Consider the following 22,351-nt stretch of genomic DNA (forward strand, 5'->3'; position numbering starts at 1 on the left):
CAGGAAACGGCCGCACTGACGTTGGATCCACCGTCTGGCGGCCCGCCCTGATAGGACCGGGCGGCTCGTTTGGAGGCGGGTGAGCGGCGGATCAGGTGTTCCGAATGCCGCACGCGGGCGTTCACCTGGTCGAAGACGTGGCGGCTGCGGGCCCTCGCGCGGCGGGTCAGGTTCGGGGGATCTCATGAATGTCCGCCCCTCGATCGTTGGTCTGCCTGTTCATTGGCGGCATGCGGATGGCAGACCTAGAACGGCGGTCGGGGCGGCGACGTACGGCAAGCCCTCTCTCGCCGCGCGTCAGGGCCGCATGTAGGCCGTGCTTCGCGCGCTCAACCGGCGGGAGCGGCGAGTGCAGACGTGGGGTGGCGATCATGATCGCCATACGTGGATTCTCGGGCATGGAAAGTACTCCGGCAGGCTGTCCGAGTGCCGGCGCAGGCGGTCGTCGGAGATCGACGGGGTGTTCGGCACTGGGACGCTTCCTTCGCGGTCATGATCGGGGCGGTCGGCGATGAGGTCAAGGTATAGATCATGTACGCCAGCGGGCCGCCACGCTTGGTCTGACCGCCCCGCAGGCCACCGCGCTGCGCGAGATGACGGGGCCGATGGCCATGCGGGAACTGGCCGTCCGGCTGGGCTGTGAGCCGTCCAACGCCACGTTCATCGTGGACAAGCTGGAGCAGGGCGGCCTGATCGAACGTCGCCCGCACCCCACGGACCGGCGTACCAAGCAGCTCTTCCTCACGCCGGCGGGCATGGAGCTGCGGGCCCGCCTGCTCGAACTCCTGGTCGAGCGGTCACCGCTGGGCGGACTGAGCGTCGAGGAGCAGCGCACCCTGCACGAGCTGCTCAACCGTGCGGTGGCTCCCCCGCTGCAAGACCCGGCGGAGTGATCAAAGCGTTCACCCGGGCCGTACGCCCGGGTGAACGCTCAGAAAGACCTACGCGTCAGCGTTCCCGATAGTCGGCGGCGACGCCGACCAGCGAGATCAGGCCGGAGGCGAACTCCATCGCCTCGGCATGGGCCTCCTCGAACGCCGGTTGGAAGCCCACGCCCTCCCAGCGGCCGGTCTCGGGGTTGTAGATGTCGTTGCCGACCTCGAAGTCCCAGCCGAAGATGCCGTAGTCGTACCACAGCTCGTCGGCCGAGTTGCCCGCCGCGGAGTACAGGACGTCGGTGACCGGGCCGGTCTTCTGCGGCCAGGTGACGGTGCCCCGTTCGGCGGCGATGGCCTCTTCGATGGTGCGCGCGGAGCGCAGGAAGTACGCCTCCTGTTCGGCGGTCGGACGGGGGAGGGTGACGCGGCCCTCCTGCTTGTAGGAGCCGGGCGGCCACATGAAGTAGCCGCCGTAGCTGTGCACGTTCAGGGCGAACTTGATGTTGCGGAACGTCTGCGCCAGCCAGATGACGTTACGGCTCTCGGGCTCGGAATGCTCGGCGGGGCCGGCGAAGGTCCCGGACTGGCAGTTGCTCGACGCCCCGAAATATCCGTCATGGAGGGAGCCCGCGGCATAGTTGCGGTTGATGTCCACGCCCCAGGTGTCGCGCTGCGCCGGGTCGGACTGCTGCGCGGGGCAGTGGTTCGTCATGTTCTTACGCTGGAAGTTGTAGTCGTAGAAGCTGTAGTTGGCCCCGTCGGGGTTGACCGTCGGCACGATGAAGACCTCGGTCTCGCGCAGCAGCCGGCGGGTGGCGCGGTCGTTGTCGTAGTTGCGCAGCAGCCGTTCCGCCGCCTCGATGGTGACCAGCGGCGTCACCCACTCCCTGGCGTGCTCCTGGGAGTAGGCGAGCACGCCGGTGCGCGAGCCGTCGCGGTGCACGCCGATGCGCAGCGCCAGCACCCGCGCGGGGTCGCGGGAGACGTCGGCGGGGGCCTTGAGGGAGTCGGTGAGCTGGGTGAGCGGTACCGGTGCCAGGATGCCCGCGCCCGGGTCCGTGCGATAGGGCGACGCCTGGATGCGGGTGCCCTTGGTGGCGTTGATCGCCGCGACGACCTGGGCGACCGTGCTGGCGGGGGCGCCGGAGGCGTCGGTGGCCAGGCTGACGGTGAGCTGCTTGCCGTTCATCTGGACGGCGAGCGCCCGGTCGGGCGTGCCGGGGGTGACGATCTCGGCGGACAGGTCGTTGCCGCCCTCGGAGCCGTAGGCGTGCGAGGTCAGGGTGAGGGCGTTGGGCGGGGTGCCGAGCTGGGCCTGGGCGTGCCGGCGGTAGCCGTTGGTGAGGTTCGGCAGCGCGATGATGTCGGTGAGCTTGGGGTAGCGCCGGTGCAGCGCCTTGATCCGCTCGTTGAGCTGCGCGGGCGGCATGTACTGGCTGATGAAGTCCTTCTCGTAACCACGGCCGTGGCGGTCGGGACGCTCGCCGCCCGGCCACCGGGTGACCTTGGCCTGCGCCTTACCGCCGCTCGCCGAGGTGACGGTCACCCAGAGGGGCTCCTGCTCGGCCAGGACCGGCGACACGACCTCATGGCCCAGGTAGACCCCGAAGTTCTCGAAGCCGACGAGCGGTGCTTCCCCGCTGGTGCCCTTCTTGCCCTTCCAGGCCACGCTGAGCGAGGCCGCCGCCCCGCCGCTGCTGGACGCCTCGACCGACAGGAAGTGCCGGCCGCCGGACTTGTACCAGACCGCCCGCTCGATCACGATCTGGTCGGGTGCGGCCGAGGTCTGTGGGGCCCGCTTGGCGGGCGGCGGAGTACCGGGCGCGAGCGTCGCGCCCAGCGAACGCAGACCGGCCAGTTCGCTCGGTGTGACGACCGCGTCCACCTGGATGCTGCCGTCGGCCTGGGGCCGCACCCGCGCGGTCAGGTCGGTGCCCGAGGCGACCAGCCGTTCCAGCGCGGCCCGGTCGGGGACGGAGAGCACGACGATGGACGCCGGCTCCGGATCGGCCGGCCCGGCCACCGCCGGGATCGACGGCTCCGAGGTCAGAAATGTGGTGAGAACCATTGTCAAAACGACTGCGGATACCCGCAATGCACGCATCGGCTCCTCCTGGATCACCGCTATGGAGATCATTGAAAGCCGACGCGGCGGGACCTACAAGCCCTCACTAAGGAAAATGTGAAGAAAGCCGGACAGCGTCATTTGACCGGCTTTCTTGGGATATCACCTGAACAACTATTCAAGCATTCTTCGGCGAATGCCTGCTTACTTGTGGTTTTCGGCTCGCTCACCGCCGGTGGAGGCGGGGCAGCCCGTACGGCCCGGGCGCGTACGCCGCTGAGAGCGGGCGGCTCGCGGCGCGGTCGTCCTCGGGCAGGATCGCCAGGACGCGCGGTACGGCGGCGCGTGCCGCCACCGTCCCGGCGATATCGGCACACCTGGGATCTTCTTCCCTGGATGCGCCACTAATAGGGGAAGTGGGCGGATCAGCCGGTTTCTTACGGGATATGCGGCCCGGAACACATGACGGGGCCCACGTGAGATCGGGCGAGCGAACTCACGTGGGCGTTCTTGGCTTTACCTGTGGGCGGTCAGGTACCGGTGATGGACGGCTCCCGCTGTTCTTGGCGGCGTTGGTGGCGGTGTTCGTGGGTGAAGTCGTGCGTACCGCCCGACTCCTCGCAGTGCGTCTCCTCGACGCGCAGTGCGACCCCCATGGCGACGAACGTGGGCGCCCACTCCCCGATGAAGATCCCCCAGCGGTCCGCCCGATCCAGGCCGGCGCCCTCCAATTGCCGGGACGTGAGCCACGTGGCGAACGACAGGCCGACCGAGATGATCCCGGCCGCGTACATGGCACCTGAACGGACGCCCATCTTGTGGAGTGTTCGGATCATGTTCCCCCCCGATCCTGCGTCCCCGCCCACCTGCCCCACCTGCGGGGATGAAACTACCGGCGGCGGGAGACCCGCAGTTCGGTGAGGTACCGCTTGACCACGCGCCCGCCGTACCGCGCGTCGGCGAGCGCGGCCACGCAGTTCAGCAGGCCCGAGCGGGCGGCGGACCCCAGCGCGCGGTGCCCGGAGTAGGTGCGCAGCAGGTCGATGTAGTGCTCGGTCGAGTAGGCCAGCTCCCACTCGTACCTGAAGAACGCCGGCGGGTCGAAGCCCCCCGAGGTCTCCACCTCTTCCCGGTCATAGGGGATCTCGGCGGCGGGGGACAGGCGCAGCCCGGGCGGCGTCGCCGGGTCGAACCGCTCGTAGCACGCCTGCACCTCGTGGAAGAAGTCGACGCTGCCGCCCAGGACATGGTGGGTGGCGACCGTGGCCAGCACGCCGCCGGGGCGCAGCGCCTGCGCGGACTTCGCGATCCGCACGTCGGGATCGATCCAGTGGAAGGCCGTCGCCGACACCACCGCGTCGAACGGCCGGGCGGGCAGCGGCCAGTCCTCGAACGCCGATGTCACCACCTCGACCTGCGGGAACACGCGCAGGTTGCGGCGGGCGCGCTCGGCCATCGCGGCGCCCAGCTCGACCGCCACGACCTCCCAGCCGCGCCGGGCCATCGGGACGGTCGCCTGCCCGGTCCCCGGTCCGATCTCCAGGACCAGGGAGCCGGTACCGAGCCCCGCCACGCCCGCCAGGTCGTCGAACATCGCCTCGGGGTAGCCCGGACGGACCCGGTCGTAGAGCGCGGGGTCCTCGGTGAAGGTCGCGCGCAGTTTCTCGCGCTGGTCGTCGGCCATGATCCCGGAGCCTAGCGGCGGCCGGGCGGAGGTCGCGGCGCCCGAACCATCGGCGGGCACAAGGGTTACGTCGTCCAGCCGGAGGGGTTCGCCGCGGGACCGTGCGGCGTCCTGGGCGGCTGAAGCGATGCGCCCGGGTGCCGGTACGCGCCCGGGGGCGGGGCCTGGGACGAGGTCGCGGGGGTGGACGGCCGTCCGGTGTACGGGGGGAGGTCGTTGCGGTCCTGGCCGGGTGAGCGCACGGAACTGATCACGAGCGCGGTGCATCCGAATAACACCAGCAGGGGCACGCCGACCACGACCAGCCAGAACCGCAGTCCCCGAAGCGCTTTGCGCGGCCGGTACGGCCCCCCGGGCGCCCGCCCGCCGTACCCCCGCTGCCCCCCTCCAGGCCCGCCCGGACCAAGGGGACCACCTGGCCCCGGCCCGCCGGCGCCTCCACGACCAGCAGCACCGCCCGGACCGCCTGGGCCGCCCGGACCGCTTGGGGTCCGCGGCCCGCCCGGACCGCTTGGGGCCCCTGGGCCGCTCGGACCGCCTGGGGCCCCCGGACCGCCCGGACCGGCTGGGCCATGGGGCCGTCCGGGGCCGCCCGCACCGCCGGGTCCGGGCCGGCCCCCGCCTCCCGCGCCTGCCGGGCCGCCGGGGCGTTGCGGTGGATAGGGCGGGTGGGGAGGCTGGCCGGGGTCGGGGGAGTGTGAGGGTGGAGGCGGCTGGGTCATAGGTGCTCCTGTCGGGATGTACTGCCTTTAGGACGTCTTCTTGATCAATCACGTTCACCCGGCCGGACGGCCGCGGCGACCGTCGCCCCTACCATGAAAGCGCGATGAGCAGTGGCGAGCGCCGTTATACTTGGCACAGAGCCCGGAATAGGTGACGCCGCGCCGCACGGCGCGGAGTCGTCCGGGGACCATGGTCAACACGGTGGTCGCTTGGCGCCACGGCCCGTGTGACCGGCCGTTTTGACGTGCTACACGGGCCTGGGTAGGCTATGCGTTCGTGCCCATGGCTACATGGGCTCTCATGCATGCGCTCGGCAAGGCTCCTGTTCTCGGGAGCGCGGGGCCAGGCATGGTCTCTCCCCACAGTCCGGCCTATGGCCGTGCGTGTTGCCCGCGAAAGTGCGCGACACGCCCGAGCGCGGGGGGCGGCGAAGCAAGCAGAACAGCAGGTCAAGACACCGGCAGGGCCTGCGAATGCAGCAATGCATTAACCGAAACACCGGCCAGATTGCACGAACGGAGACGCGGTGCCCACGATTCAGCAGTTGGTCCGCAAGGGCCGCCAGGACAAGGTCAGTAAGACCAAGACCCCGGCCCTCAAGGGAAGCCCGCAGCGGCGGGGCGTTTGCACGCGCGTTTACACGACCACGCCCAAGAAGCCCAACTCCGCCCTGCGGAAGGTGGCTCGTGTCCGGCTCACCAACGGCATCGAGGTGACCGCGTATATCCCGGGTGTCGGCCACAACCTCCAAGAGCACTCGATCGTGCTCGTGCGCGGCGGCCGTGTGAAGGACCTGCCGGGTGTTCGATACAAGATCATCCGCGGCTCGCTGGACACCCAGGGTGTCCGCAACCGCAAGCAGGGCCGCAGCCACTACGGCGCGAAGAGGGAGAAGGGCTGAGATGCCGCGTAAGGGTCCCGCAGGTCGCCGCCAGCTCATGGCCGACCCGGTCTACAGCTCCCCGCTGGTGACCGCTCTCATCAACAAGGTGTTGCTGAGCGGCAAGCGTTCGCTCGCCCAGAGCATCGTCTACAACGCCCTCGAGGGTTGCCGGGAGAAGACCGGCAACGACCCCGTGGTCACTCTCAAGCGGGCGCTCGACAACGTCAAGCCCACTCTTGAGGTGCGCAGCCGCCGGGTCGGTGGCGCCACCTACCAGGTGCCGGTCGAAGTGCGCGCCGCGCGCAGCACCACGCTGGCGCTGCGCTGGCTGGTGCAGTACTCCCGCGCCCGCCGCGAGAAGACCATGACCGAGCGGCTGATGAACGAGCTGCTCGACGCGAGCAACGGCCTCGGAGCCAGCGTCAAGCGGCGCGAGGACACGCACAAGATGGCCGAGTCCAACAAGGCCTTCGCCCACTACCGCTGGTAGTGCCCACAGGCCGGGCACGAGTGTCACCCACTCGAGCCCGGCCCTACGAGACGAGACGACGAGGACGCGAGAGAAGTGGCCGCAACGACCGCTCTTGACCTGGCCAAGGTCCGCAACATTGGGATCATTGCCCATATCGACGCGGGCAAGACCACGACGACCGAGCGCATCCTGTTCTACACCGGTATCAATTACAAGATCGGTGAGGTCCACGATGGCGCTGCCACGATGGACTGGATGGAGCAGGAGCAGGAGCGCGGCATCACGATCACGTCTGCCGCGACGACCTGCGAGTGGGCCGGTCACACCATCAACATCATCGACACTCCGGGGCACGTCGACTTCACCATCGAGGTCGAGCGCAACCTGCGGGTGCTCGACGGCGCCGTCGCCGTGTTCGACGGGGTCGCGGGCGTTGAGCCGCAGTCGGAGACGGTCTGGCGGCAGGCCGACCGCTACAACGTTCCGCGCATCTGTTTCGTGAACAAGATGGACCGCGTCGGTGCGGAGTTCCACCGCTGTGTCGACATGATGGTCAGCCGCCTGAGCGCGATCCCGGCCGTCCTCCAGCTCCCGTGGGGCGTCGAGGCCGGCTTCCGCGGCGTCATCGACCTGGTCCAGATGAAGGGCCTGCTCTGGAGCGAAGAGGCGGCCAAGGGCGAGATGTACGACGTCGTCGACATCCCGGCCGACCACGCCGACGCCGCTCGCGAATGGCGCGACAAGCTGGTCGAGACCATCGCCGAGAACGACGACGAGCTGATGGAGATGTACCTCGAGGCCGTCGAGCCGACCGAGGAGCAGCTGGTCGCGGCCATCCGGCGAGCCACTCTGTCCGGCAGCGTCAACCCGGTCCTCACCGGCACCGCCTTCAAGAACAAGGGCGTGCAGCCGCTTCTCGACGCCATCGTCGCCTACCTCCCCGCCCCGACCGACATCCCGGCCTTCAAGGGCCACGCGGTCGGCAATGAGGAGGAGATCGTCGAGCGGCACGCCGACCCCAAGGAGCCGTTCGCGGCGCTGGCCTTCAAGATCATGAGCGACCCGCACCTGGGCAAGCTCACGTACCTGCGGATCTACTCCGGCGCGCTGGAGGCCGGCTCGCAGGTCATCAACTCCGGCAAGGGCCGCAAAGAGCGGATCGGCAAGATCTACCAGATGCACGCCAACAAGCGTGAGGAGCGGCCCACCGCGACCGCCGGGCAGATCGTCGCCGTCATGGGCCTCAAGGACACCACCACGGGCGACACGCTGTGCGACCCGTCCGACCAGGTGGTCCTGGAGTCGATGACGTTCCCGGCCCCGGTCATCAACGTGGCCATCGAGCCCAAGACCAAGGGTGACCAGGAGAAGCTCAGCACCGCCATCCAGCGGCTGGCCGAGGAGGACCCCTCCTTCCAGGTCCGCAGGGACGAGGAGACCGGTCAGACGGTCATCTGGGGCATGGGCGAGCTGCACCTGGAGATCCTGGTCGACCGGATGCGCCGCGAGTTCAGGGTCGAGGCCAACGTCGGCCGCCCGCAGGTCGCCTACCGCGAGACCATCCGCCGCAAGGTGGAGAAGGTCGAGTACACCCACAAGAAGCAGACCGGTGGTTCCGGCCAGTTCGCGCGGGTGATCATCGACCTGGAGCCGCTGGGCGAGGGCAACGACGGCTACGAGTTCGAGAACAAGGTCACCGGTGGCCGCGTCCCGAGGGAGTACATCCCGTCGGTCGACGCGGGCGCGCAGGAGGCCGCCGAATTCGGTGTCCTGGCCGGCTACCCGATGGTGGGCGTCAAGGTCACGCTCCAGGACGGGGCGGCGCACGACGTCGACTCCTCGGAAATGGCGTTCAAGATCGCCGGGTCGATGGCGTTCAAGGACGCCGCTCGCAAGGCGAACGCAGTGCTCCTCGAACCGCTCATGTCGGTCGAGGTGACGACGCCCGAAGACTACATGGGTGATGTCATCGGTGACCTCAACGGCCGCCGCGGGCAGATCCAGTCCATGGACGACCGGGCTGGAGCCAAGGTCATCCAGGCCCTCGTCCCGCTGTCGGAGATGTTCGGTTACGTGGGCGACCTGCGCAGCAGGACCCAGGGCCGGGCGGTCTACAGCATGCAGTTCGACTCCTACGCGGAAGTGCCTCCGGGCATCGCTCAGGAGATCGTCGCGAAGGCTCGGGGCGAGTAGTACTCCCCCTAGCCTGAGTGAGAAGACGAAAGTCAAGTCAGAATCTCTAAGGAGAAAGAGCAGTGGCCAAGGCCAAGTTCGAGCGGACCAAGCCGCACATGAACATCGGCACCATTGGGCACATCGACCACGGCAAGACCACTCTGACCGCGGCGATCACCAAGGTGCTCCACGAGCGCTTCCCTGAGCTCAACAAGGCGACTCCGTTCGACAAGATCGACAAGGCGCCCGAGGAGAAGGCGCGCGGCATCACCATCTCCATCGCGCACGTCGAGTACCAGACTGAGAAGCGGCACTACGCGCACGTCGACTGTCCCGGACACGCCGACTACGTGAAGAACATGATCACCGGTGCCGCGCAGATGGACGGCGCGATTCTCGTGGTCGCCGCCACCGATGGCCCGATGCCGCAGACCAAGGAGCACGTGCTCCTGGCTCGCCAGGTCGGCGTGCCGTACATCGTGGTCGCCCTGAACAAGGCCGACATGGTGGACGACGAGGAGATTCTGGAACTCGTCGAGCTTGAGGTCCGCGAGCTGCTGACCGCTCAGGAGTTCCCCGGCGACGACCTGCCCGTGATCCGCGTCTCCGCGCTGAAGGCGCTGGAGGGCGACGCCAAGTGGGCCGACTCCATCATCGAGCTGATGGACGCCGTGGACGAGAGCGTGCCCGAGCCGCCGCGCGCCATCGACAAGCCGTTCCTGATGCCGATCGAGGACGTCTTCTCGATCACCGGTCGCGGCACCGTCGTCACCGGCCGGATCGAGCGTGGTGTCGTCAAGGTCAACGAGACCGTCGACATCATCGGCATCCAGGAGGAGAAGACCACCACGACCGTCACCAGCATCGAGATGTTCAACAAGATGCTGGACGAGGGTCACGCGGGCGACAACGCGGCGCTCCTGCTCCGCGGTATCAAGCGCGACCAGGTCGAGCGTGGCCAGTGTGTCATCAAGCCGGGCACCACGACCCCGCACACCGAGTTCACCGCCCAGGTCTACATCCTGGCCAAGGACGAGGGCGGGCGGCACACGCCGTTCTTCAACAACTACCGTCCGCAGTTCTACTTCCGGACGACGGACGTGACCGGCGTGGTGCAGCTTCCCGAGGGCACCGAGATGGTCATGCCCGGTGACAACACCGAGATGACCGTCACGCTCATCCAGCCGATCGCGATGGAGGAAGGCCTCAAGTTCGCGATCCGCGAGGGTGGCCGGACCGTCGGCGCCGGAAACGTCATCAAGATCCTCAAGTAACACGACCGCGGGGTGGCGGTCGGCCCCCGAATCGGGGCCGACCGCCGAACCACGAGGGGGCCCGCCACATCGGCGGGCGTCCCTCGGCACGCGGGCCCACGGCCCGTGATCTCGCAGTGGTTTCGACTCGCTCGAAACACCTGCAAGATCACGGATGGGGCCGGCGGGCCACCGAAGGCGGCGCATCGCCGCACGATGCTTTTACAGGACGACAGCGAAGGACACCGAGGCCACTATGGCGGGACAGAAGATCCGCATCCGGCTCAAGGCCTACGACCATGAGGTCATTGACAGCTCGGCCAAGAAGATCGTCGAGACGGTGACACGGACCGGCGCGAAGGTCGCAGGCCCGGTGCCGCTGCCGACCGAGAAGAACGTGTACTGCGTCATCCGCTCGCCGCACAAGTACAAGGACAGCCGCGAGCACTTTGAGATGCGGACGCACAAGCGGCTGATCGACATCTTCGACCCGACCGCGAAGACCGTCGACGCGCTCATGCGACTGGATCTCCCGTCCGGCGTCGATATCTCGATCAAGTACTGAGGGAACGCACTGACATGGCTAAGCAGATCAAGGGCGTCCTGGGCAAGAAGCTCGGCATGACCCAGGTCTTCGACCAGGACAACCGGATGGTTCCGGTGACCGTCGTCGAGGCCGGTCCGTGCGTGGTGACCAGGGTCCGCACCCAGGACAGAGACGGCTACTCCGCCATCCAGCTCGGTTTCGGACAGGTCGACCCGCGCAAGGTCAACAAGCCGCTGGGTGACTACCTGCGCAAGCACGACATCACCCCGCGTCGCTACTTCACCGAGGTCCGTACCGACGACGCCGAGCAGTACACCATCGGCCAGGAGATCCTCGCCGACGCCTTCGAGGCCGGCCAGTTCGTCGACGTGACCGGCAAGAGCAAGGGCAAGGGCTTCGCCGGCGTCATGAAGCGACACGGCTTCGGCGGCCTCGGCGCCTCGCACGGCACGCAGCGCAAGCACCGCTCGCCCGGCTCCATCGGCGGGTGCGCCACCCCGGGCCGGGTCTTCAAGGGCCTGCGCATGGCGGGCCGGATGGGCAACGTCCGGACCACCGTGCAGAGCCTGAAGGTCCACGCCGTGGACGTCGAGAAGAACCTCATCCTGATCAAGGGTGCGATCCCCGGCGCCAACGGCAGCCTGGTCCTGGTCCGCACCGCCGTTAAGAAGGGGGCCGCGAAGTGACTTCCGTCGACGTCCTCGACCGCGCCGGCGCCAAGGTCGGCACGGTTGAGCTGCCGGAGGACATCTTCGGCGCCAAGGTCAACGTGCCGCTGATCCACCAGGTGGTCGTGGCCCAGCTCGCCGCCCGGCGGCAGGGCACCCACAAGGCGAAGAGCCGGGGCGAGGTCCGTGGCGGCGGCAAGAAGCCGTACCGCCAGAAGGGCACCGGCCGGGCCCGCCAGGGCTCGACCCGCGCGCCGCAGTTCGCCGGCGGCGGTGTCGTGCACGGCCCCGTGCCGCGCGACTACTCCCAGCGCACCCCCAAGAAGATGAAGGCGGCGGCGCTGCGCGGCGCCCTGTCCGACCGCGCCTCGCACGGCCGCGTGTACGTGGTGAGCGGCCTGGTCGAGGGCGAGACGCCGAAGACCAAGGCGGCGCTCACCGCGCTGCGCAAGGTCTCGCAGGCCGGCAAGCTCCTGGTCGTCGTCGAGGAGACCGACCAGCTCACCTGGCTGAGCCTGCGCAACGTGCCCGAGGTCCACCTGCTGGACGCCGGGCAGCTCAACACCTACGACGTGCTCGTCAACGACGACGTGGTCTTCACCCAGGGGGCGTACGACCAGGTCGTGGCACGGCTGAGCCAGAGCGGGCAGGAGGACGCCTGATGGACAAGGTCGACGACCCGCGCGACATCATCATCCAGCCGATCGTCTCTGAGAAGAGCTACGGCCTGATCGATGAGTTCAACAAGTACACGTTCCTGGTGAAGAAGACGGCGAACAAGACCCAGATCAAGATCGCGGTCGAGCAGATCTTCGGCGTCAAGGTCACCGGCGTGAACACCATCAACCGGCAGGGCAAGCGCAAGCGGACCCCGCAGACCAAGCGCAACCAGACGCAGCGCTACGGCAAGCGCCCCGACACGAAGCGGGCGATCGTGAGCCTGGCGGGCGACGACCGGATCGACATCTTCGGTCAGGTCGGCTGAGCGCCGCCGCGAACCCGCCATAGCCAGCACCGACAAAGGATGAACGAAAGAGATGGGCATCCGTAAGTACAAGCCGACGACTCCGGGTCGGCGCGGCGCGAGTGTCTCGGACTTCTCCGAGATCACGCGCAGCACCCCCGAGAAGTCGTTGCTTGCCCCCTTGCACAACAAGGGCGGCCGTAACGTCCACGGCAGAGTGACCGCGCGCCACCAAGGCGGCGGACACAAGCGCGCCTACCGGATCATCGACTTCCGGCGCAACGACAAGGACGGCGTACCGGCGAAGGTCGCGCACATCGAGTACGACCCCAACCGCACCTCGCGCATCGCGCTGCTGCACTACGCCGACGGTGAGAAGCGATACATCATCGCGCCGGCCGGCCTCAAGCAGGGCGACCGGATCGAGAACGGCCCCACGGCCGACATCAAGCCGGGCAACTGCCTGCCGCTGCGCAACATCCCGACCGGTACCTTCATCCACGCGGTGGAACTGAAGCCGGGCGGCGGCGCCAAGCTGGGCCGTTCCGCCGGGGTGCAGATCCAGCTCCTGGCCAAGGAAGGGCAGTACGCGACGCTGCGCATGCCGTCCGGTGAAATGCGCATGGTCGACGTCCGCTGCCGGGCCTCGGTGGGCCAGGTCGGCAACGCCGAGCAGGGCAACATCAACCTCGGCAAGGCCGGACGCGCACGCTGGAAGGGCAAGCGCCCCTCGGTCCGTGGTGTGGCCATGAACCCGGTCGACCACCCGCACGGCGGTGGTGAGGGCAAGACCTCGGGCGGTCGCCACCCGGTCAACCCCAAGGGCAAGCCGGAGGGCCGTACCCGCCAGGCCAACAAGTCCAGCGACCGGCTGATCATCCGTCGTCGGAGCAAGCGGAAGAAGCGGTAGGAGCAACCAAGATGCCACGTAGCCTTAAGAAGGGCCCCTTCGTGGACGACCACCTGGCCAAGAAGGTGGACGCCCAGAACGAGAAGGGGACCAAGAACGTCATCAAGACGTGGTCGCGTCGCTCCATGATCGTGCCCGACATGCTCGGCCACACGATCGCCGTGCACGACGGCCGCAAGCACGTCCCGGTGTTCATCACCGAGGCGATGATCGGTCACAAGCTGGGTGAGTTCGCTCCGACGCGGACGTTCCGCAGCCACGTCAAGGAAGACCGGCGTAGCCGGCGGTAGCGCCTTTCAGAAACGAGGAGTAAGCGATGGAAGCCAGGGCTCAGGCGCGGTTCGTCCGTGTCACGCCCCAGAAGGCCCGCCGTGTGGTGGACCTCATTCGCGGGCTGCCCGCTTCGGAGGCGCAGGCCGTACTTCAGTTCGCCCCGCAGGCCGCGAGCGAGCCCGTCTACAAGGTGCTCAGCAGCGCCGTGGCGAACGCCGAGCACAACCTCAAGCTCGACCGCGAGACGCTGGTGGTGAGCCGCGCGTACGTGGACGAGGGGCCGACGCTCAAGCGGTTCCGTCCCCGCGCGCAGGGCCGTGCGTACCGGATCAACAAGCGGACGAGCCACATCACCGTGATCGTCGAGCCCAGGCCGGACGGTCAGGGCAAGCCGAAGGGAAGGACCCGCTAGTGGGCCAGAAGGTTAACCCGCACGGGTTCCGCCTCGGCATCACGACCGACTTCAAGAGCCGGTGGTACGCCGACAAACTGTACAAGTCCTACGTCGCCGAAGACGTGTCGATCCGCCGCATGCTGCAGCGCGGCATGGAGCGGGCCGGCATCTCCAAGGTGGAGATCGAGCGGACCACCGACCGGGTGCAGGTGGACATCCACACCGCCCGGCCGGGCATCGTCATCGGCCGCCGCGGCGCCGAGGCCGACCGCATCCGCGGCGACCTGGAGAAGCTGACCAAGAAGCAGGTCCAGCTCAACATCCTCGAGGTCAAGAACCCCGAGATCGACGCCCAGCTCGTCGCCCAGGGCGTGGCCGAGCAGTTGTCCAGCCGGGTCTCCTTCCGGCGGGCGATGCGCAAGGCCATGCAGTCGGCGATGAAGAGCGGCGCCAAGGGCATCCGGGTGCAGTGCTCGGGCCGCCTCGGCGGCGCTGAGATGTCGCGCTCGGAGTTCTACCGCGAGGGCCGAGTGCCGCTGCACACGCTGCGCGCCGACATCGACTACGGCTTCTACGAGGCCCGCACCACCTTCGGCCGGATCGGCGTGAAGGTGTGGATCTACAAGGGCGAGGCCCCGACCTCCCGCGCCGAGCGCGAGGCCGCGGCCGGCGCACGCGCCGGGCAGCGCAGGGACCGCTCCGACCGCCCGCAGCGCGGCCGTGGCGGTCGCGGCGGTGGCGGCGGCGGTGGCGGCCGTGAGGGCGGCCCGCGCGGCGGTCGCGGTGGCGGCCCGAAGACCGAATCCAGCGCGCCCGCAGGGGCGCCCGAGTCAGGCCCGGCGGAGCAGCCGGCTGAGGGGAGCTGACCATGCTTGTTCCGCGTAAGGTCAAGCACCGCAAGCAGCACCGACCGGACCGGCACGGCATGGCCAAGGGCGGCACGAAGGTCTCCTTCGGCGAGTACGGCATCCAGGCGCTTGAGCACAGCTACGTGACCAACCGCCAGATCGAGGCCGCTCGTATCGCGATGACCCGGCACATCCGTCGTGGCGGCAAGGTGTGGATCAACATCTTCCCCGACCGGCCGCTGACCAAGAAGCCCGCCGAGACCCGCATGGGTTCCGGTAAGGGCTCGCCGGAGTGGTGGATCGCCAACGTCAAGCCCGGACGCGTGATGTTCGAGCTGTCCGGCGTGGCCGAGCCGGTCGCCAAGGAGGCGCTGCGCCGCGCCATGCACAAGCTGCCGATGAAGTGCCGGTTCGTCAAGCGTGAAGTGGGTGAGGCGTGATGGCACAGGGTGTGACCGCCGCCGAGCTGCGGGACCAGACCAAGGACGAGCTGGTCGCCAAGCTGAAGGAGGCCAAGGAGGAGCTGTTCAACCTCCGCTTCCAGGCGGCGACCGGCCAGTTGGAAAGCCACGGGCGGCTGCGCGCCGTCCGGCGGGAGATCGCCCGTATCTACACCGTGATGCGGGAGCGCGAGCTTGGCATCATCACGGACGTGACGGACGTGAAGGAGCCGAGCGATGGCTGAGGCCACGGAGAGCGACGCCGTGCAGGGCACGACGCGCACGAGGAACTACCGGAAGACCCGCGAGGGCGTGGTCGTCAGCGACAAGATGGACAAGACCGTCGTCGTCGCCGTCGAGGACCGCGTCAAGCACGCCCTTTACGGCAAGGTCATCCGGCGCACCACCAAGTACAAGGCGCACGACGAGGCCAACGAGTGCGGCGTCGGCGACCGGGTCCTGCTCATGGAGACCCGGCCGCTGTCGGCGACCAAGCGCTGGCGCGTCGTCGAGGTCCTGGAGAAGGCCAAGTAGCGATACGCGGCTCCGTGGGGTCCGCCCCACGGAGGCGTCCAAGGGCGCGGAGCCGGTCGGCTTCGCGCCGCCCGCGGCTGCGGTGGGGCTCCACTGAGGCCGGGGGATCAAGACAACAGCAGGTTCCGCAAGGCTCGCCCGGTCAGGGCGAGAACCGGCGAGACACACAGGAGTAGACGTGATCCAGCAGGAGTCGCGGCTCAAGGTCGCCGACAACACCGGGGCGAAGGAGATCCTTTGCATCCGGGTGCTCGGTGGCTCGGGCCGGCGCTACGCGGGCATAGGCGACATCATCGTCGCCACGGTGAAGGACGCCCTTCCCGGCGGCGGCGTCAAGAAGGGTGAGGTCGTCCGGGCCGTCGTGGTGCGCACCCGCAAGGAACGGCGCCGCCCGGACGGCTCCTACATCCGCTTCGACGAGAACGCCGCCGTCCTGATCAAGGACAGCGGCGATCCGCGCGGTACGCGCATCTTCGGCCCGGTCGGCCGTGAACTGCGCGACAAGAAGTTCATGCGCATCATTTCGCTCGCCCCGGAGGTGCTGTGATGCCGAAGGCCACCAAGAAGGTGCAGCCGGGCGCGCTGCACGTCAAGAAGGGCGACCTGGTCCAGGTCATCGCGGGCGACGACAAGGGCGCCAAGGGCCGGGTGATCGCCGCCTACCCGCGCAGGCAGCGCGTGGTGGTCGAGGGCGTGAACCTGGTCAAGAAGCACTCCAAGGAGACCCACCAGGGGCCGCGCGGCGCCAAGACCGGTGGAGTGCAGACCATGGAGGCTCCCATCCACGTGAGCAACGTCAAGAAGCTCAAGGATGAGAAGCCGGCCGACGAGAAGAAGCCCGCGAAGAAGGCTGATGCGGCCGACGAATCGGGTGAGGACTGATGACCGTCACGACCGAAGAGCGCACCATTCCGCGCCTCAAGCAGCGCTACCGCGCGGAGATCGCCGGCAAGCTGCGTGAGCAGTTCGAGATCCAGAACGTCATGCAGGTGCCCGGCCTGGTCAAGATCAAGGTCAACATGGGCGTCGGCGAGGCGGCCCGTGACTCCAAGCTGATCGAGGGCGCGGTCCGCGACCTCGCGGCGATCACCGGCCAGAAGCCCGCTGTGGCTCGCGCCCGCAAGTCCATCGCGCAGTTCAAGCTGCGTGAGGGCATGCCGATCGGCGCGCACGTCACGCTGCGCGGCGACCGGATGTGGGAGTTCCTCGACCGGCTGCTGTCCACCGCGCTGCCGCGTATCCGCGACTTCCGCGGCCTGTCGCCCAAGCAGTTCGACGGCAACGGCAACTACACTTTCGGGCTCACCGAGCAGGTCATGTTCCACGAGGTCGACCAGGACAAGGTCGATCGGCAGCGGGGCATGGACATCACCGTCGTGACCACCGCGACCAACGACGAACAGGGCCGGGCGCTGCTGAAGCTCCTCGGATTCCCCTTCAAGGAAGCATAGGAGAGAGCGGATCATGGCCAAGAAGGCGCTGATCGCCAAGGCGGCGCGAAAGCCGAAGTTCAATGTGCGGTCGTACACGCGGTGCTCCCGGTGCGGGCGTCCGCGGGCCGTCTACCGCAAGTTCGGGTTGTGCCGGGTGTGCTTCCGAGAGATGGCGCACCGTGGCGAATTGCCCGGCATCACGAAGTCGAGCTGGTAGCCTCCGGGCGCCGGCCGTACGACAACAGGTAACTCATATTCACCGGGCGCCGAACGCGGCGCCCACGACCACGCCGAAGGTCCCTAGGGGAAACCGCGGCGGGGAGGGCCACCGGCCATGACGATGACCGACCCGATCGCAGACATGCTGACTCGTCTGCGAAACGCGAATTCGGCGTACCACGACACCGTGGCCATGCCGTATTCCAAGATCAAGGCGCACATCGCCGAGATCCTCCAGCAGGAGGGTTACATCCAGGCCTGGAACGTCGAAGACGCCAAGGTCGGAAAGAACCTCGTGGTGGAGCTGAAGTTCGGGCCGACCCGAGAGCGGTCCATCGCCGGACTGCGCCGGGTCTCCAAGCCCGGGCTGCGGGTCTATGCAAAGAAGGGCAACCTGCCACGGGTTCTGGGCGGGCTGGGCATCGCGATCATCTCGACGTCCGGCGGGCTCATGACGGACAAGCAGGCCGGCAAGCGTGGCGTGGGCGGGGAAGTCCTCGCCTACGTCTGGTAACGAGGGGAGGAATCACAGCATGTCGAGAATCGGACGGCTGCCCATCCCCGTTCCGGGCGGTGTCGAGGTCAGCATCGACGGCAGGGCCGTCACCGTCAAGGGGCCCAAGGGCACGCTTTCGCACACGGTGGTCGAGCCCATCACGGTGGCCCGCGACGAGGACGGCACTCTCACGGTGTCGCGCCCGAACGACGAGAACAAGGTCCGTGCCCTGCACGGCCTCTCGCGGACGCTGATCGCCAACATGGTCGCCGGGGTCACTCAGGGCTACACCAAGGCGCTGGAGATCGTCGGAGTCGGTTACCGCGTTCAGGCCAAGGGCCCGACGCAGCTAGAGTTCGCGCTCGGCTTCAGCCACCCGGTGATCGTCAACGCGCCGGACGGCATCACCTTCCGCGTAGAGAGGCCGACTCTGCTGCACGTGGACGGCATCGACAAGCAGAAGGTCGGCGAGGTCGCCGCGAATATCCGCAAGTTGCGCAAGCCCGACCCTTATAAGGGCAAGGGCGTGCGTTACCAGGGCGAACAGATCCGCCGCAAGGTTGGAAAGGCTGGTAAGTAGGCATGGCTCCGAAGGTCGCGTTCGGCAAGCACACGGCCGCCCGCGCGGTCTCGCGGGCCCGCCGGCACCGCCGAGTGCGCAAGAAGGTCGTGGGCACCACCGCTCGGCCGCGCATGGTCGTCAACCGCTCGACGAGGCACATGTTCGTGCAGATCATCGACGATAGCCAGCACCACACGCTGGTGAGCGCGTCCACCATGGACGCCGCGCTGCGCGAGGTGGAAGGCGACAAGACCGCCAAGGCCAAGAGGGTCGGCGAGCTTCTCGCTGCGCGGGCCAAGGCCGCTGGCATCACCGCGGTCGTCCTCGACCGTGGTGGGAACCGCTACGCGGGGCGTATCGCCGCGCTGGCGGACAGCGCCAGGGAAGGCGGGTTGGACTTCTGATGGTCTCCCGTCCCATGAGCAACGAGAAGAGGAACCACTGATGGCTGCAGCTCCGCGTCGCGGTGGCGGCACCGGTGGCGAGCGGCGGGACCGTCGTGACGATCGCCGGGGTGGCGCCGCCGACAAGGGCGTCTCGTACATCGAGCGCGTCGTGAAGATCAACCGAGTGGCCAAGGTCGTGAAGGGCGGTCGTCGCTTCAGCTTCACCGCCCTGGTCGTCGTCGGTGACGGCAACGGCATGGTCGGCGTCGGGTACGGCAAGGCCAAGGAGGTGCCCGCGGCCATCGCCAAGGGCGTCGAGGAGGCCAAGAAGCACTTCTTCAAGGTGCCGCGCATCCAGGGCACCATCCCGCACACCGTGCAGGGCGAGGACGCCGCGGGCGTCGTCCTCCTGCGCCCGGCCTCGGCCGGTACCGGTGTCATCGCGGGTGGCCCGGTGCGCGCCGTACTGGAGTGCGCCGGCATCCACGACGTGCTGTCCAAGTCGCTCGGCTCGGACAACCCGATCAACATCGTGCACGCCACCGTGGCGGCGCTCAAGGGGCTGTCCCGCCCCGAGGAGATCGCCGCGCGCCGTGGCCTGCCGATCGAGGACGTCGTGCCCAAGGCCATGCTGAAGGCCCGTGCCGAGGGCATGGCCGAGGCGGCCGCGGCGGCGAAGGCGGTGAGCTGACGATGGCGCGCCTGAAGATCAAGCAGGTCAAGTCGAAGATCGGTGGCAGGCAGAACCAGCGCGACTCGCTGCGCTCGCTTGGCCTGAAGCGGATCGGCGACGTCGTCATCAAGGAAGACCGCCCGCAGATCCGCGGGATGATCGCCGTGGTGACGCACCTCGTCGAGGTGGAAGAGGTCGACTAGTCATGTCAGAGTCCGAGAACACTCATCTGCGCATCCACGACCTGCGGCCCGCCAAGGGCGCCAACCGTCCCAAGGTCCGTAAGGGCCGGGGCGAGGGCTCCAAGGGCAAGACCGCCGGCCGGGGTACGAAGGGCAGCAAGGCGCGCAAGACCATGCCGCTCGGCTTCGAGGGCGGCCAGGTGCCGCTGCAGCGCAGGCTGCCGAAGCTGAAGGGCTTTTCCAACGCGCTGTTCAAGACGACCTATCAGGTCGTCAACCTGGACCGGCTCGGCGAACTGTTCCCCGAGGGCGGCGAAGTCACCGTCGAGGGTCTGGTGGCGAAGGGCGCGGTCCGCAAGAATCAGCCCGTGAAGGTCCTGGGGACCGGTGAGATCTCCGTCGCGGTGAACGTTTCCGTACACGCGTTCTCCGCGAGCGCCAAGGAGAAGATCGCCGCTGCCGGGGGCTCGACCACCGAGCTGTGACGTATGCGCGAGGCGCGGAGGTTCGTTATGGGCCTCCGCGCCCGTAGTGCGTTAGAGTTCGCTGGGCGGCGGGGAGTTTCCGCCGAGGAAATTCCTTCGGGATTTTCCCCGGGGGGCCCTCGCCTCTGACAATCTCAATGACAGACACTCCATGGACCACCGTGGATCACCCCCGCACCATCGCTGACCGAACCCGCCGTAAAGGCGCGCAGGAGGGACCGTGCTGACCGCGATTACCCGGGCGTTCCGTACACCGGACCTGCGCAAGAAGTTGCTCTTTACCCTGGGCATCATCGCGCTGTTCCGGCTTGGCTCGGTGCTTCCGACCCCCGGCGTCCACGCCGAGAATGTCCGCCGATGCCTGGAACAGGCGCAGGCGGGCGACGCAGGAAACATCTACGGCATGGTGCAGTTGTTCAGCGGCGGTGCGCTGCTGAAACTGTCGGTGTTCGCGCTGGGCATCATGCCCTATATCACCGCGAGCATCATCCTGCAGCTTCTCGTCGTGGTGATCCCGCGCCTCGAAGCCCTCAAGAAGGAGGGCCAGGCGGGCACCAGCAAGATCACACAGTACACGCGTTACCTGACCATCGGTCTCGCGGTACTGCAGTCCACCGCCTTCGTGGCGCTCGCCCGCAGCGGCCAGCTCTTCCAGGGCTGTAACGAGCCGGTCCTGCTCAACGACGACGTCTTCACCGTGGTGACCATGGTCATCACGATGACGGCCGGTACCGCCGTGATCATGTGGCTGGGCGAGCTGATCACCGACCGCGGCGTCGGCAACGGGATGTCCATCCTGATCTTCACCCAGGTCATCGCGGTCTTCCCGTCCGAGCTGCTGAACATCTTCCGCCGCAACGCCTTCACCTTCGCCATCGTGATGGTGGTCGGCATCTTCATGATCGCCGCGGTGGTCTTCGTGGAGCAGGCCCAGCGGCGCATCCCGGTCCAGTACGCCAAGCGCATGGTGGGCCGCAGGATGTACGGCGGGACCTCCACCTACATCCCGCTGAAGGTGAACCAGGCGGGCATCATCCCGGTCATCTTCGCCTCCTCGCTGCTCTACCTCCCGCAGCTCGTCACGACGCTGTTCGCGACTCAGGCGCAGCAGAACGTCGTCATCCAGTGGATCTCGCAGCACCTGGTCACCGGTGACACACCGGTCTACATGGCCACGTTCTTCGTGCTGATCATCTTCTTCACTTACTTCTACGTGTCCATCACCTTCAACCCCCCTGAAGTCGCGGACAACATGAAGAAGTACGGTGGGTTCATCCCGGGCATCCGTCCGGGCCGGCCGACGGCTGAGTACCTCAACTATGTGCTCACTCGTCTCACCGCACCCGGTGCGCTCTATCTGGGCCTGATCTCGATGGTCCCGATCGTCGCACTCGCGGTGGCCGGGGCTAGCCAGAACTTCCCGTTCGGAGGGACGAGCATCCTGATCATGGTTGGCGTTGGGCTTGACACCGTGAAGCAGATCGAGAGCCAGCTACAGCAGCGTAACTACGAGGGTTTCCTGAAGTAGTGCGCGTCGTCCTGGTAGGGCCCCCCGGAGCGGGTAAGGGGACGCAGGCCCAGTTCATCGCATCCAACCTGTCCATCCCGAAGATCTCGACAGGTGACATCTTCCGTGCCAACGTTTCCGGCGGCACGGAGCTTGGCAAGCTCGCCAAGACCTACATGGACCGCGGTGACCTCGTCCCCGACGAGGTCACCATCGCGATGGTGCGCGACCGGCTCTCCGAAGACGACGCGCAGGACGGCTTCCTGCTCGACGGCTTCCCTCGAAACGTCCCACAGGCGGAGATCCTCAAGAAGATGCTCGCCGAGTGGAACACCGGTCTCGACATCGTCCTGGAGCTCGTCGTCGATGACGACGAGGTGGTCCGCAGGCTGGCCGGTCGGCGCACCTGCAGCCAGTGCGGGCGCATCTGGCACGTCGAGTTCGACGACAAGCTGGACGACGTGTGCGATGCCTGTGGCGGGCGGCTCTTCCAGCGAGACGACGACCGTGAGGAGACCATCCGGCACCGTCTGGAGGTCTACCAGGAGCAGACCGCACCGCTGATCGCCTTCTACGCCGACGAGCGCATCCTCGCCGGGGTGGACGCGACCGGTCCGGTCGAGGAGATCACCCAGCGCGCGATGGAGCACCTACGTCCCTTCATCGACTAGCCCATGGATCATGTGGTTCACCGACC

Annotated in this window: 32 protein-coding genes; 28 read left to right on the plus strand and 4 right to left on the minus strand. The window is 67.8% G+C overall.

Features of this window, described 5'->3' with window-relative positions; genetic code table 11:
* Positions 1-560: 560 nt before the first annotated feature.
* The gene (locus ACH34R_RS04950) at positions 561-893 is read left to right on the plus strand and encodes a MarR family winged helix-turn-helix transcriptional regulator (protein ID WP_397560458.1); all 333 of its coding nucleotides are present in this window, start codon (positions 561-563) and stop codon (positions 891-893) included.
* Positions 894-948: 55 nt separating this feature from the next.
* Here the strand turns inward: ACH34R_RS04950 and ACH34R_RS04955 are convergent, their stop codons facing one another.
* The 4 genes from ACH34R_RS04955 to ACH34R_RS04970 all read right to left on the minus strand — a co-directional run bounded on the left by ACH34R_RS04955 (position 949) and on the right by ACH34R_RS04970 (position 4,627).
* The gene (locus ACH34R_RS04955; RefSeq protein WP_397560085.1) at positions 949-2,946 is read right to left on the minus strand and encodes a M14 family zinc carboxypeptidase; all 1,998 of its coding nucleotides are present in this window, start codon (positions 2,944-2,946) and stop codon (positions 949-951) included.
* A 223-nt stretch (positions 2,947-3,169) separates the two neighbouring features.
* Positions 3,170-3,298: a hypothetical protein gene (locus tag ACH34R_RS04960; RefSeq protein WP_397560086.1), complete on the minus strand. Its 129-nt coding sequence runs from the start codon at positions 3,296-3,298 to the stop codon at positions 3,170-3,172.
* A 175-nt stretch (positions 3,299-3,473) separates the two neighbouring features.
* On the minus strand, positions 3,474-3,779 hold the full coding sequence (locus tag ACH34R_RS04965) for a hypothetical protein (RefSeq protein ID WP_397560087.1): 306 nt from the start codon (positions 3,777-3,779) through the stop codon (positions 3,474-3,476).
* A gap of 53 nt (positions 3,780-3,832) precedes the next feature.
* Positions 3,833-4,627: a class I SAM-dependent methyltransferase gene (locus tag ACH34R_RS04970; RefSeq protein ID WP_397560088.1), complete on the minus strand. Its 795-nt coding sequence runs from the start codon at positions 4,625-4,627 to the stop codon at positions 3,833-3,835.
* 1,249 nt (positions 4,628-5,876) lie between these two features.
* On the opposite strand from ACH34R_RS04970, the gene rpsL reads away from it, so the two are divergent.
* The 27 genes from rpsL (at position 5,877) to ACH34R_RS05105 (ending at position 22,325) form a co-directional block, all read left to right on the plus strand.
* Complete coding sequence (gene rpsL / locus ACH34R_RS04975; RefSeq protein ID WP_111166648.1) at positions 5,877-6,251, plus strand: 30S ribosomal protein S12; 375 nt, start codon at positions 5,877-5,879, stop codon at positions 6,249-6,251.
* Between the two features lies 1 nt (position 6,252).
* A complete protein-coding gene (gene rpsG, locus ACH34R_RS04980; RefSeq protein ID WP_111166649.1) occupies positions 6,253-6,723 on the plus strand; it encodes a 30S ribosomal protein S7 in 471 nt (156 codons plus the stop codon).
* Positions 6,724-6,798: 75 nt separating this feature from the next.
* Complete coding sequence (gene fusA / locus ACH34R_RS04985; protein WP_397560089.1) at positions 6,799-8,898, plus strand: elongation factor G; 2,100 nt, start codon at positions 6,799-6,801, stop codon at positions 8,896-8,898.
* A gap of 62 nt (positions 8,899-8,960) precedes the next feature.
* Positions 8,961-10,154 (plus strand): elongation factor Tu, encoded by a 1,194-nt coding sequence (tuf, locus tag ACH34R_RS04990; RefSeq protein WP_397560090.1) that lies wholly within the window; start codon positions 8,961-8,963, stop codon positions 10,152-10,154.
* Positions 10,155-10,389: 235 nt separating this feature from the next.
* On the plus strand, positions 10,390-10,698 hold the full coding sequence (gene rpsJ / locus ACH34R_RS04995) for a 30S ribosomal protein S10 (protein ID WP_111166652.1): 309 nt from the start codon (positions 10,390-10,392) through the stop codon (positions 10,696-10,698).
* Positions 10,699-10,712: 14 nt separating this feature from the next.
* Entirely contained in the window at positions 10,713-11,366 is a 654-nt protein-coding gene (gene rplC / locus ACH34R_RS05000) for a 50S ribosomal protein L3 (RefSeq protein WP_397560091.1), read from the plus strand.
* Positions 11,363-12,010 carry a 50S ribosomal protein L4 gene (rplD, locus tag ACH34R_RS05005; RefSeq protein WP_397560093.1) on the plus strand — a complete coding sequence of 216 codons (648 nt, stop codon included), beginning with the start codon at positions 11,363-11,365 and terminating at the stop codon, positions 12,008-12,010. Before rplC ends, rplD begins: the two co-directional genes overlap by 4 nt.
* On the plus strand, positions 12,010-12,333 hold the full coding sequence (gene rplW, locus ACH34R_RS05010; RefSeq protein WP_111166655.1) for a 50S ribosomal protein L23: 324 nt from the start codon (positions 12,010-12,012) through the stop codon (positions 12,331-12,333). The genes rplD and rplW overlap by 1 nt, the downstream gene beginning before the upstream one ends.
* A 52-nt stretch (positions 12,334-12,385) precedes the next feature.
* A complete protein-coding gene (rplB, locus tag ACH34R_RS05015) occupies positions 12,386-13,222 on the plus strand; it encodes a 50S ribosomal protein L2 (protein WP_111166656.1) in 837 nt (278 codons plus the stop codon).
* A gap of 11 nt (positions 13,223-13,233) precedes the next feature.
* Entirely contained in the window at positions 13,234-13,512 is a 279-nt protein-coding gene (gene rpsS, locus ACH34R_RS05020) for a 30S ribosomal protein S19 (protein ID WP_101783544.1), read from the plus strand.
* 26 nt (positions 13,513-13,538) lie between these two features.
* On the plus strand, positions 13,539-13,907 hold the full coding sequence (rplV, locus tag ACH34R_RS05025; RefSeq protein WP_111166657.1) for a 50S ribosomal protein L22: 369 nt from the start codon (positions 13,539-13,541) through the stop codon (positions 13,905-13,907).
* Positions 13,907-14,755, plus strand: a complete 849-nt coding sequence (rpsC, locus tag ACH34R_RS05030) for a 30S ribosomal protein S3 (protein ID WP_397560095.1) — start codon at positions 13,907-13,909, stop codon at positions 14,753-14,755. The genes rplV and rpsC overlap by 1 nt, the downstream gene beginning before the upstream one ends.
* Before the next feature lie 2 nt (positions 14,756-14,757).
* Positions 14,758-15,177 (plus strand): 50S ribosomal protein L16, encoded by a 420-nt coding sequence (gene rplP / locus ACH34R_RS05035; protein WP_111166659.1) that lies wholly within the window; start codon positions 14,758-14,760, stop codon positions 15,175-15,177.
* Complete coding sequence (gene rpmC, locus ACH34R_RS05040) at positions 15,177-15,422, plus strand: 50S ribosomal protein L29 (RefSeq protein ID WP_111166685.1); 246 nt, start codon at positions 15,177-15,179, stop codon at positions 15,420-15,422. Before rplP ends, rpmC begins: the two co-directional genes overlap by 1 nt.
* Positions 15,415-15,711: a 30S ribosomal protein S17 gene (rpsQ, locus tag ACH34R_RS05045; RefSeq protein WP_111166660.1), complete on the plus strand. Its 297-nt coding sequence runs from the start codon at positions 15,415-15,417 to the stop codon at positions 15,709-15,711. The genes rpmC and rpsQ overlap by 8 nt, the downstream gene beginning before the upstream one ends.
* Positions 15,712-15,889: 178 nt before the next feature.
* The gene (gene rplN, locus ACH34R_RS05050; protein WP_111166661.1) at positions 15,890-16,258 is read left to right on the plus strand and encodes a 50S ribosomal protein L14; all 369 of its coding nucleotides are present in this window, start codon (positions 15,890-15,892) and stop codon (positions 16,256-16,258) included.
* Between the two features lie 35 nt (positions 16,259-16,293).
* Positions 16,294-16,593 carry a 50S ribosomal protein L24 gene (rplX, locus tag ACH34R_RS05055; RefSeq protein WP_199536821.1) on the plus strand — a complete coding sequence of 100 codons (300 nt, stop codon included), beginning with the start codon at positions 16,294-16,296 and terminating at the stop codon, positions 16,591-16,593.
* A complete protein-coding gene (gene rplE / locus ACH34R_RS05060) occupies positions 16,593-17,162 on the plus strand; it encodes a 50S ribosomal protein L5 (protein ID WP_397560097.1) in 570 nt (189 codons plus the stop codon). The genes rplX and rplE overlap by 1 nt, the downstream gene beginning before the upstream one ends.
* 13 nt (positions 17,163-17,175) lie before the next feature.
* Positions 17,176-17,361: a type Z 30S ribosomal protein S14 gene (locus ACH34R_RS05065; protein ID WP_111166664.1), complete on the plus strand. Its 186-nt coding sequence runs from the start codon at positions 17,176-17,178 to the stop codon at positions 17,359-17,361.
* Positions 17,362-17,478: 117 nt separating this feature from the next.
* Positions 17,479-17,877 carry a 30S ribosomal protein S8 gene (gene rpsH, locus ACH34R_RS05070; protein WP_111166665.1) on the plus strand — a complete coding sequence of 133 codons (399 nt, stop codon included), beginning with the start codon at positions 17,479-17,481 and terminating at the stop codon, positions 17,875-17,877.
* Between the two features lie 19 nt (positions 17,878-17,896).
* Positions 17,897-18,439 carry a 50S ribosomal protein L6 gene (gene rplF, locus ACH34R_RS05075; protein ID WP_397560098.1) on the plus strand — a complete coding sequence of 181 codons (543 nt, stop codon included), beginning with the start codon at positions 17,897-17,899 and terminating at the stop codon, positions 18,437-18,439.
* A 2-nt stretch (positions 18,440-18,441) separates the two neighbouring features.
* Positions 18,442-18,825 (plus strand): 50S ribosomal protein L18, encoded by a 384-nt coding sequence (gene rplR / locus ACH34R_RS05080; RefSeq protein ID WP_397560099.1) that lies wholly within the window; start codon positions 18,442-18,444, stop codon positions 18,823-18,825.
* A gap of 40 nt (positions 18,826-18,865) precedes the next feature.
* Positions 18,866-19,498, plus strand: coding sequence for a 30S ribosomal protein S5 (rpsE, locus tag ACH34R_RS05085; RefSeq protein ID WP_111166668.1), 633 nt, complete (start codon positions 18,866-18,868; stop codon positions 19,496-19,498).
* A gap of 2 nt (positions 19,499-19,500) precedes the next feature.
* Complete coding sequence (gene rpmD / locus ACH34R_RS05090; RefSeq protein WP_111166669.1) at positions 19,501-19,683, plus strand: 50S ribosomal protein L30; 183 nt, start codon at positions 19,501-19,503, stop codon at positions 19,681-19,683.
* A 2-nt stretch (positions 19,684-19,685) separates the two neighbouring features.
* Positions 19,686-20,147, plus strand: coding sequence for a 50S ribosomal protein L15 (rplO, locus tag ACH34R_RS05095; RefSeq protein WP_397560101.1), 462 nt, complete (start codon positions 19,686-19,688; stop codon positions 20,145-20,147).
* Between the two features lie 316 nt (positions 20,148-20,463).
* Complete coding sequence (gene secY, locus ACH34R_RS05100) at positions 20,464-21,675, plus strand: preprotein translocase subunit SecY (protein ID WP_397560459.1); 1,212 nt, start codon at positions 20,464-20,466, stop codon at positions 21,673-21,675.
* Complete coding sequence (locus ACH34R_RS05105; protein ID WP_397560103.1) at positions 21,675-22,325, plus strand: adenylate kinase; 651 nt, start codon at positions 21,675-21,677, stop codon at positions 22,323-22,325. Before secY ends, ACH34R_RS05105 begins: the two co-directional genes overlap by 1 nt.
* The last annotated feature ends 26 nt before the right edge of the window (positions 22,326-22,351 follow it).

The sequence above is a fragment of the Spongiactinospora sp. 9N601 genome, assembly GCF_044326295.1.
GTDB classification, from domain to species: domain Bacteria; phylum Actinomycetota; class Actinomycetes; order Streptosporangiales; family Streptosporangiaceae; genus Spongiactinospora; species Spongiactinospora gelatinilytica.

Bases quoted from the DNA above. Each gene is read 5' to 3' on its own strand.
- rplF (WP_397560098.1), top strand. From the start codon at position 17,897: ATGTCGAGAATCGGACGGCTGCCCATCCCCGTTCCGGGCGGTGTCGAG.
- rplC (WP_397560091.1), top strand. From the start codon at position 10,713: ATGGCTAAGCAGATCAAGGGCGTCCTGGGCAAGAAGCTCGGCATGACC.
- rpsJ (WP_111166652.1), top strand. From the start codon at position 10,390: ATGGCGGGACAGAAGATCCGCATCCGGCTCAAGGCCTACGACCATGAG.
- ACH34R_RS04955 (WP_397560085.1), bottom strand. From the start codon at position 2,946: ATGGTTCTCACCACATTTCTGACCTCGGAGCCGTCGATCCCGGCGGTG.
- rpsH (WP_111166665.1), top strand. From the start codon at position 17,479: ATGACGATGACCGACCCGATCGCAGACATGCTGACTCGTCTGCGAAAC.
- rplV (WP_111166657.1), top strand. From the start codon at position 13,539: ATGGAAGCCAGGGCTCAGGCGCGGTTCGTCCGTGTCACGCCCCAGAAG.
- rplE (WP_397560097.1), top strand. From the start codon at position 16,593: ATGACCGTCACGACCGAAGAGCGCACCATTCCGCGCCTCAAGCAGCGC.
- rplO (WP_397560101.1), top strand. From the start codon at position 19,686: ATGTCAGAGTCCGAGAACACTCATCTGCGCATCCACGACCTGCGGCCC.
- rpmD (WP_111166669.1), top strand. From the start codon at position 19,501: ATGGCGCGCCTGAAGATCAAGCAGGTCAAGTCGAAGATCGGTGGCAGG.
- ACH34R_RS04970 (WP_397560088.1), bottom strand. From the start codon at position 4,627: ATGGCCGACGACCAGCGCGAGAAACTGCGCGCGACCTTCACCGAGGAC.
- rplP (WP_111166659.1), top strand. From the start codon at position 14,758: ATGCTTGTTCCGCGTAAGGTCAAGCACCGCAAGCAGCACCGACCGGAC.
- ACH34R_RS04965 (WP_397560087.1), bottom strand. From the start codon at position 3,779: ATGATCCGAACACTCCACAAGATGGGCGTCCGTTCAGGTGCCATGTAC.
- rplB (WP_111166656.1), top strand. From the start codon at position 12,386: ATGGGCATCCGTAAGTACAAGCCGACGACTCCGGGTCGGCGCGGCGCG.
- rpmC (WP_111166685.1), top strand. From the start codon at position 15,177: ATGGCACAGGGTGTGACCGCCGCCGAGCTGCGGGACCAGACCAAGGAC.
- rpsQ (WP_111166660.1), top strand. From the start codon at position 15,415: ATGGCTGAGGCCACGGAGAGCGACGCCGTGCAGGGCACGACGCGCACG.
- rpsE (WP_111166668.1), top strand. From the start codon at position 18,866: ATGGCTGCAGCTCCGCGTCGCGGTGGCGGCACCGGTGGCGAGCGGCGG.
- rpsG (WP_111166649.1), top strand. From the start codon at position 6,253: ATGCCGCGTAAGGGTCCCGCAGGTCGCCGCCAGCTCATGGCCGACCCG.
- rplR (WP_397560099.1), top strand. From the start codon at position 18,442: ATGGCTCCGAAGGTCGCGTTCGGCAAGCACACGGCCGCCCGCGCGGTC.
- ACH34R_RS05065 (WP_111166664.1), top strand. From the start codon at position 17,176: ATGGCCAAGAAGGCGCTGATCGCCAAGGCGGCGCGAAAGCCGAAGTTC.
- rplW (WP_111166655.1), top strand. From the start codon at position 12,010: ATGGACAAGGTCGACGACCCGCGCGACATCATCATCCAGCCGATCGTC.
- rpsS (WP_101783544.1), top strand. From the start codon at position 13,234: ATGCCACGTAGCCTTAAGAAGGGCCCCTTCGTGGACGACCACCTGGCC.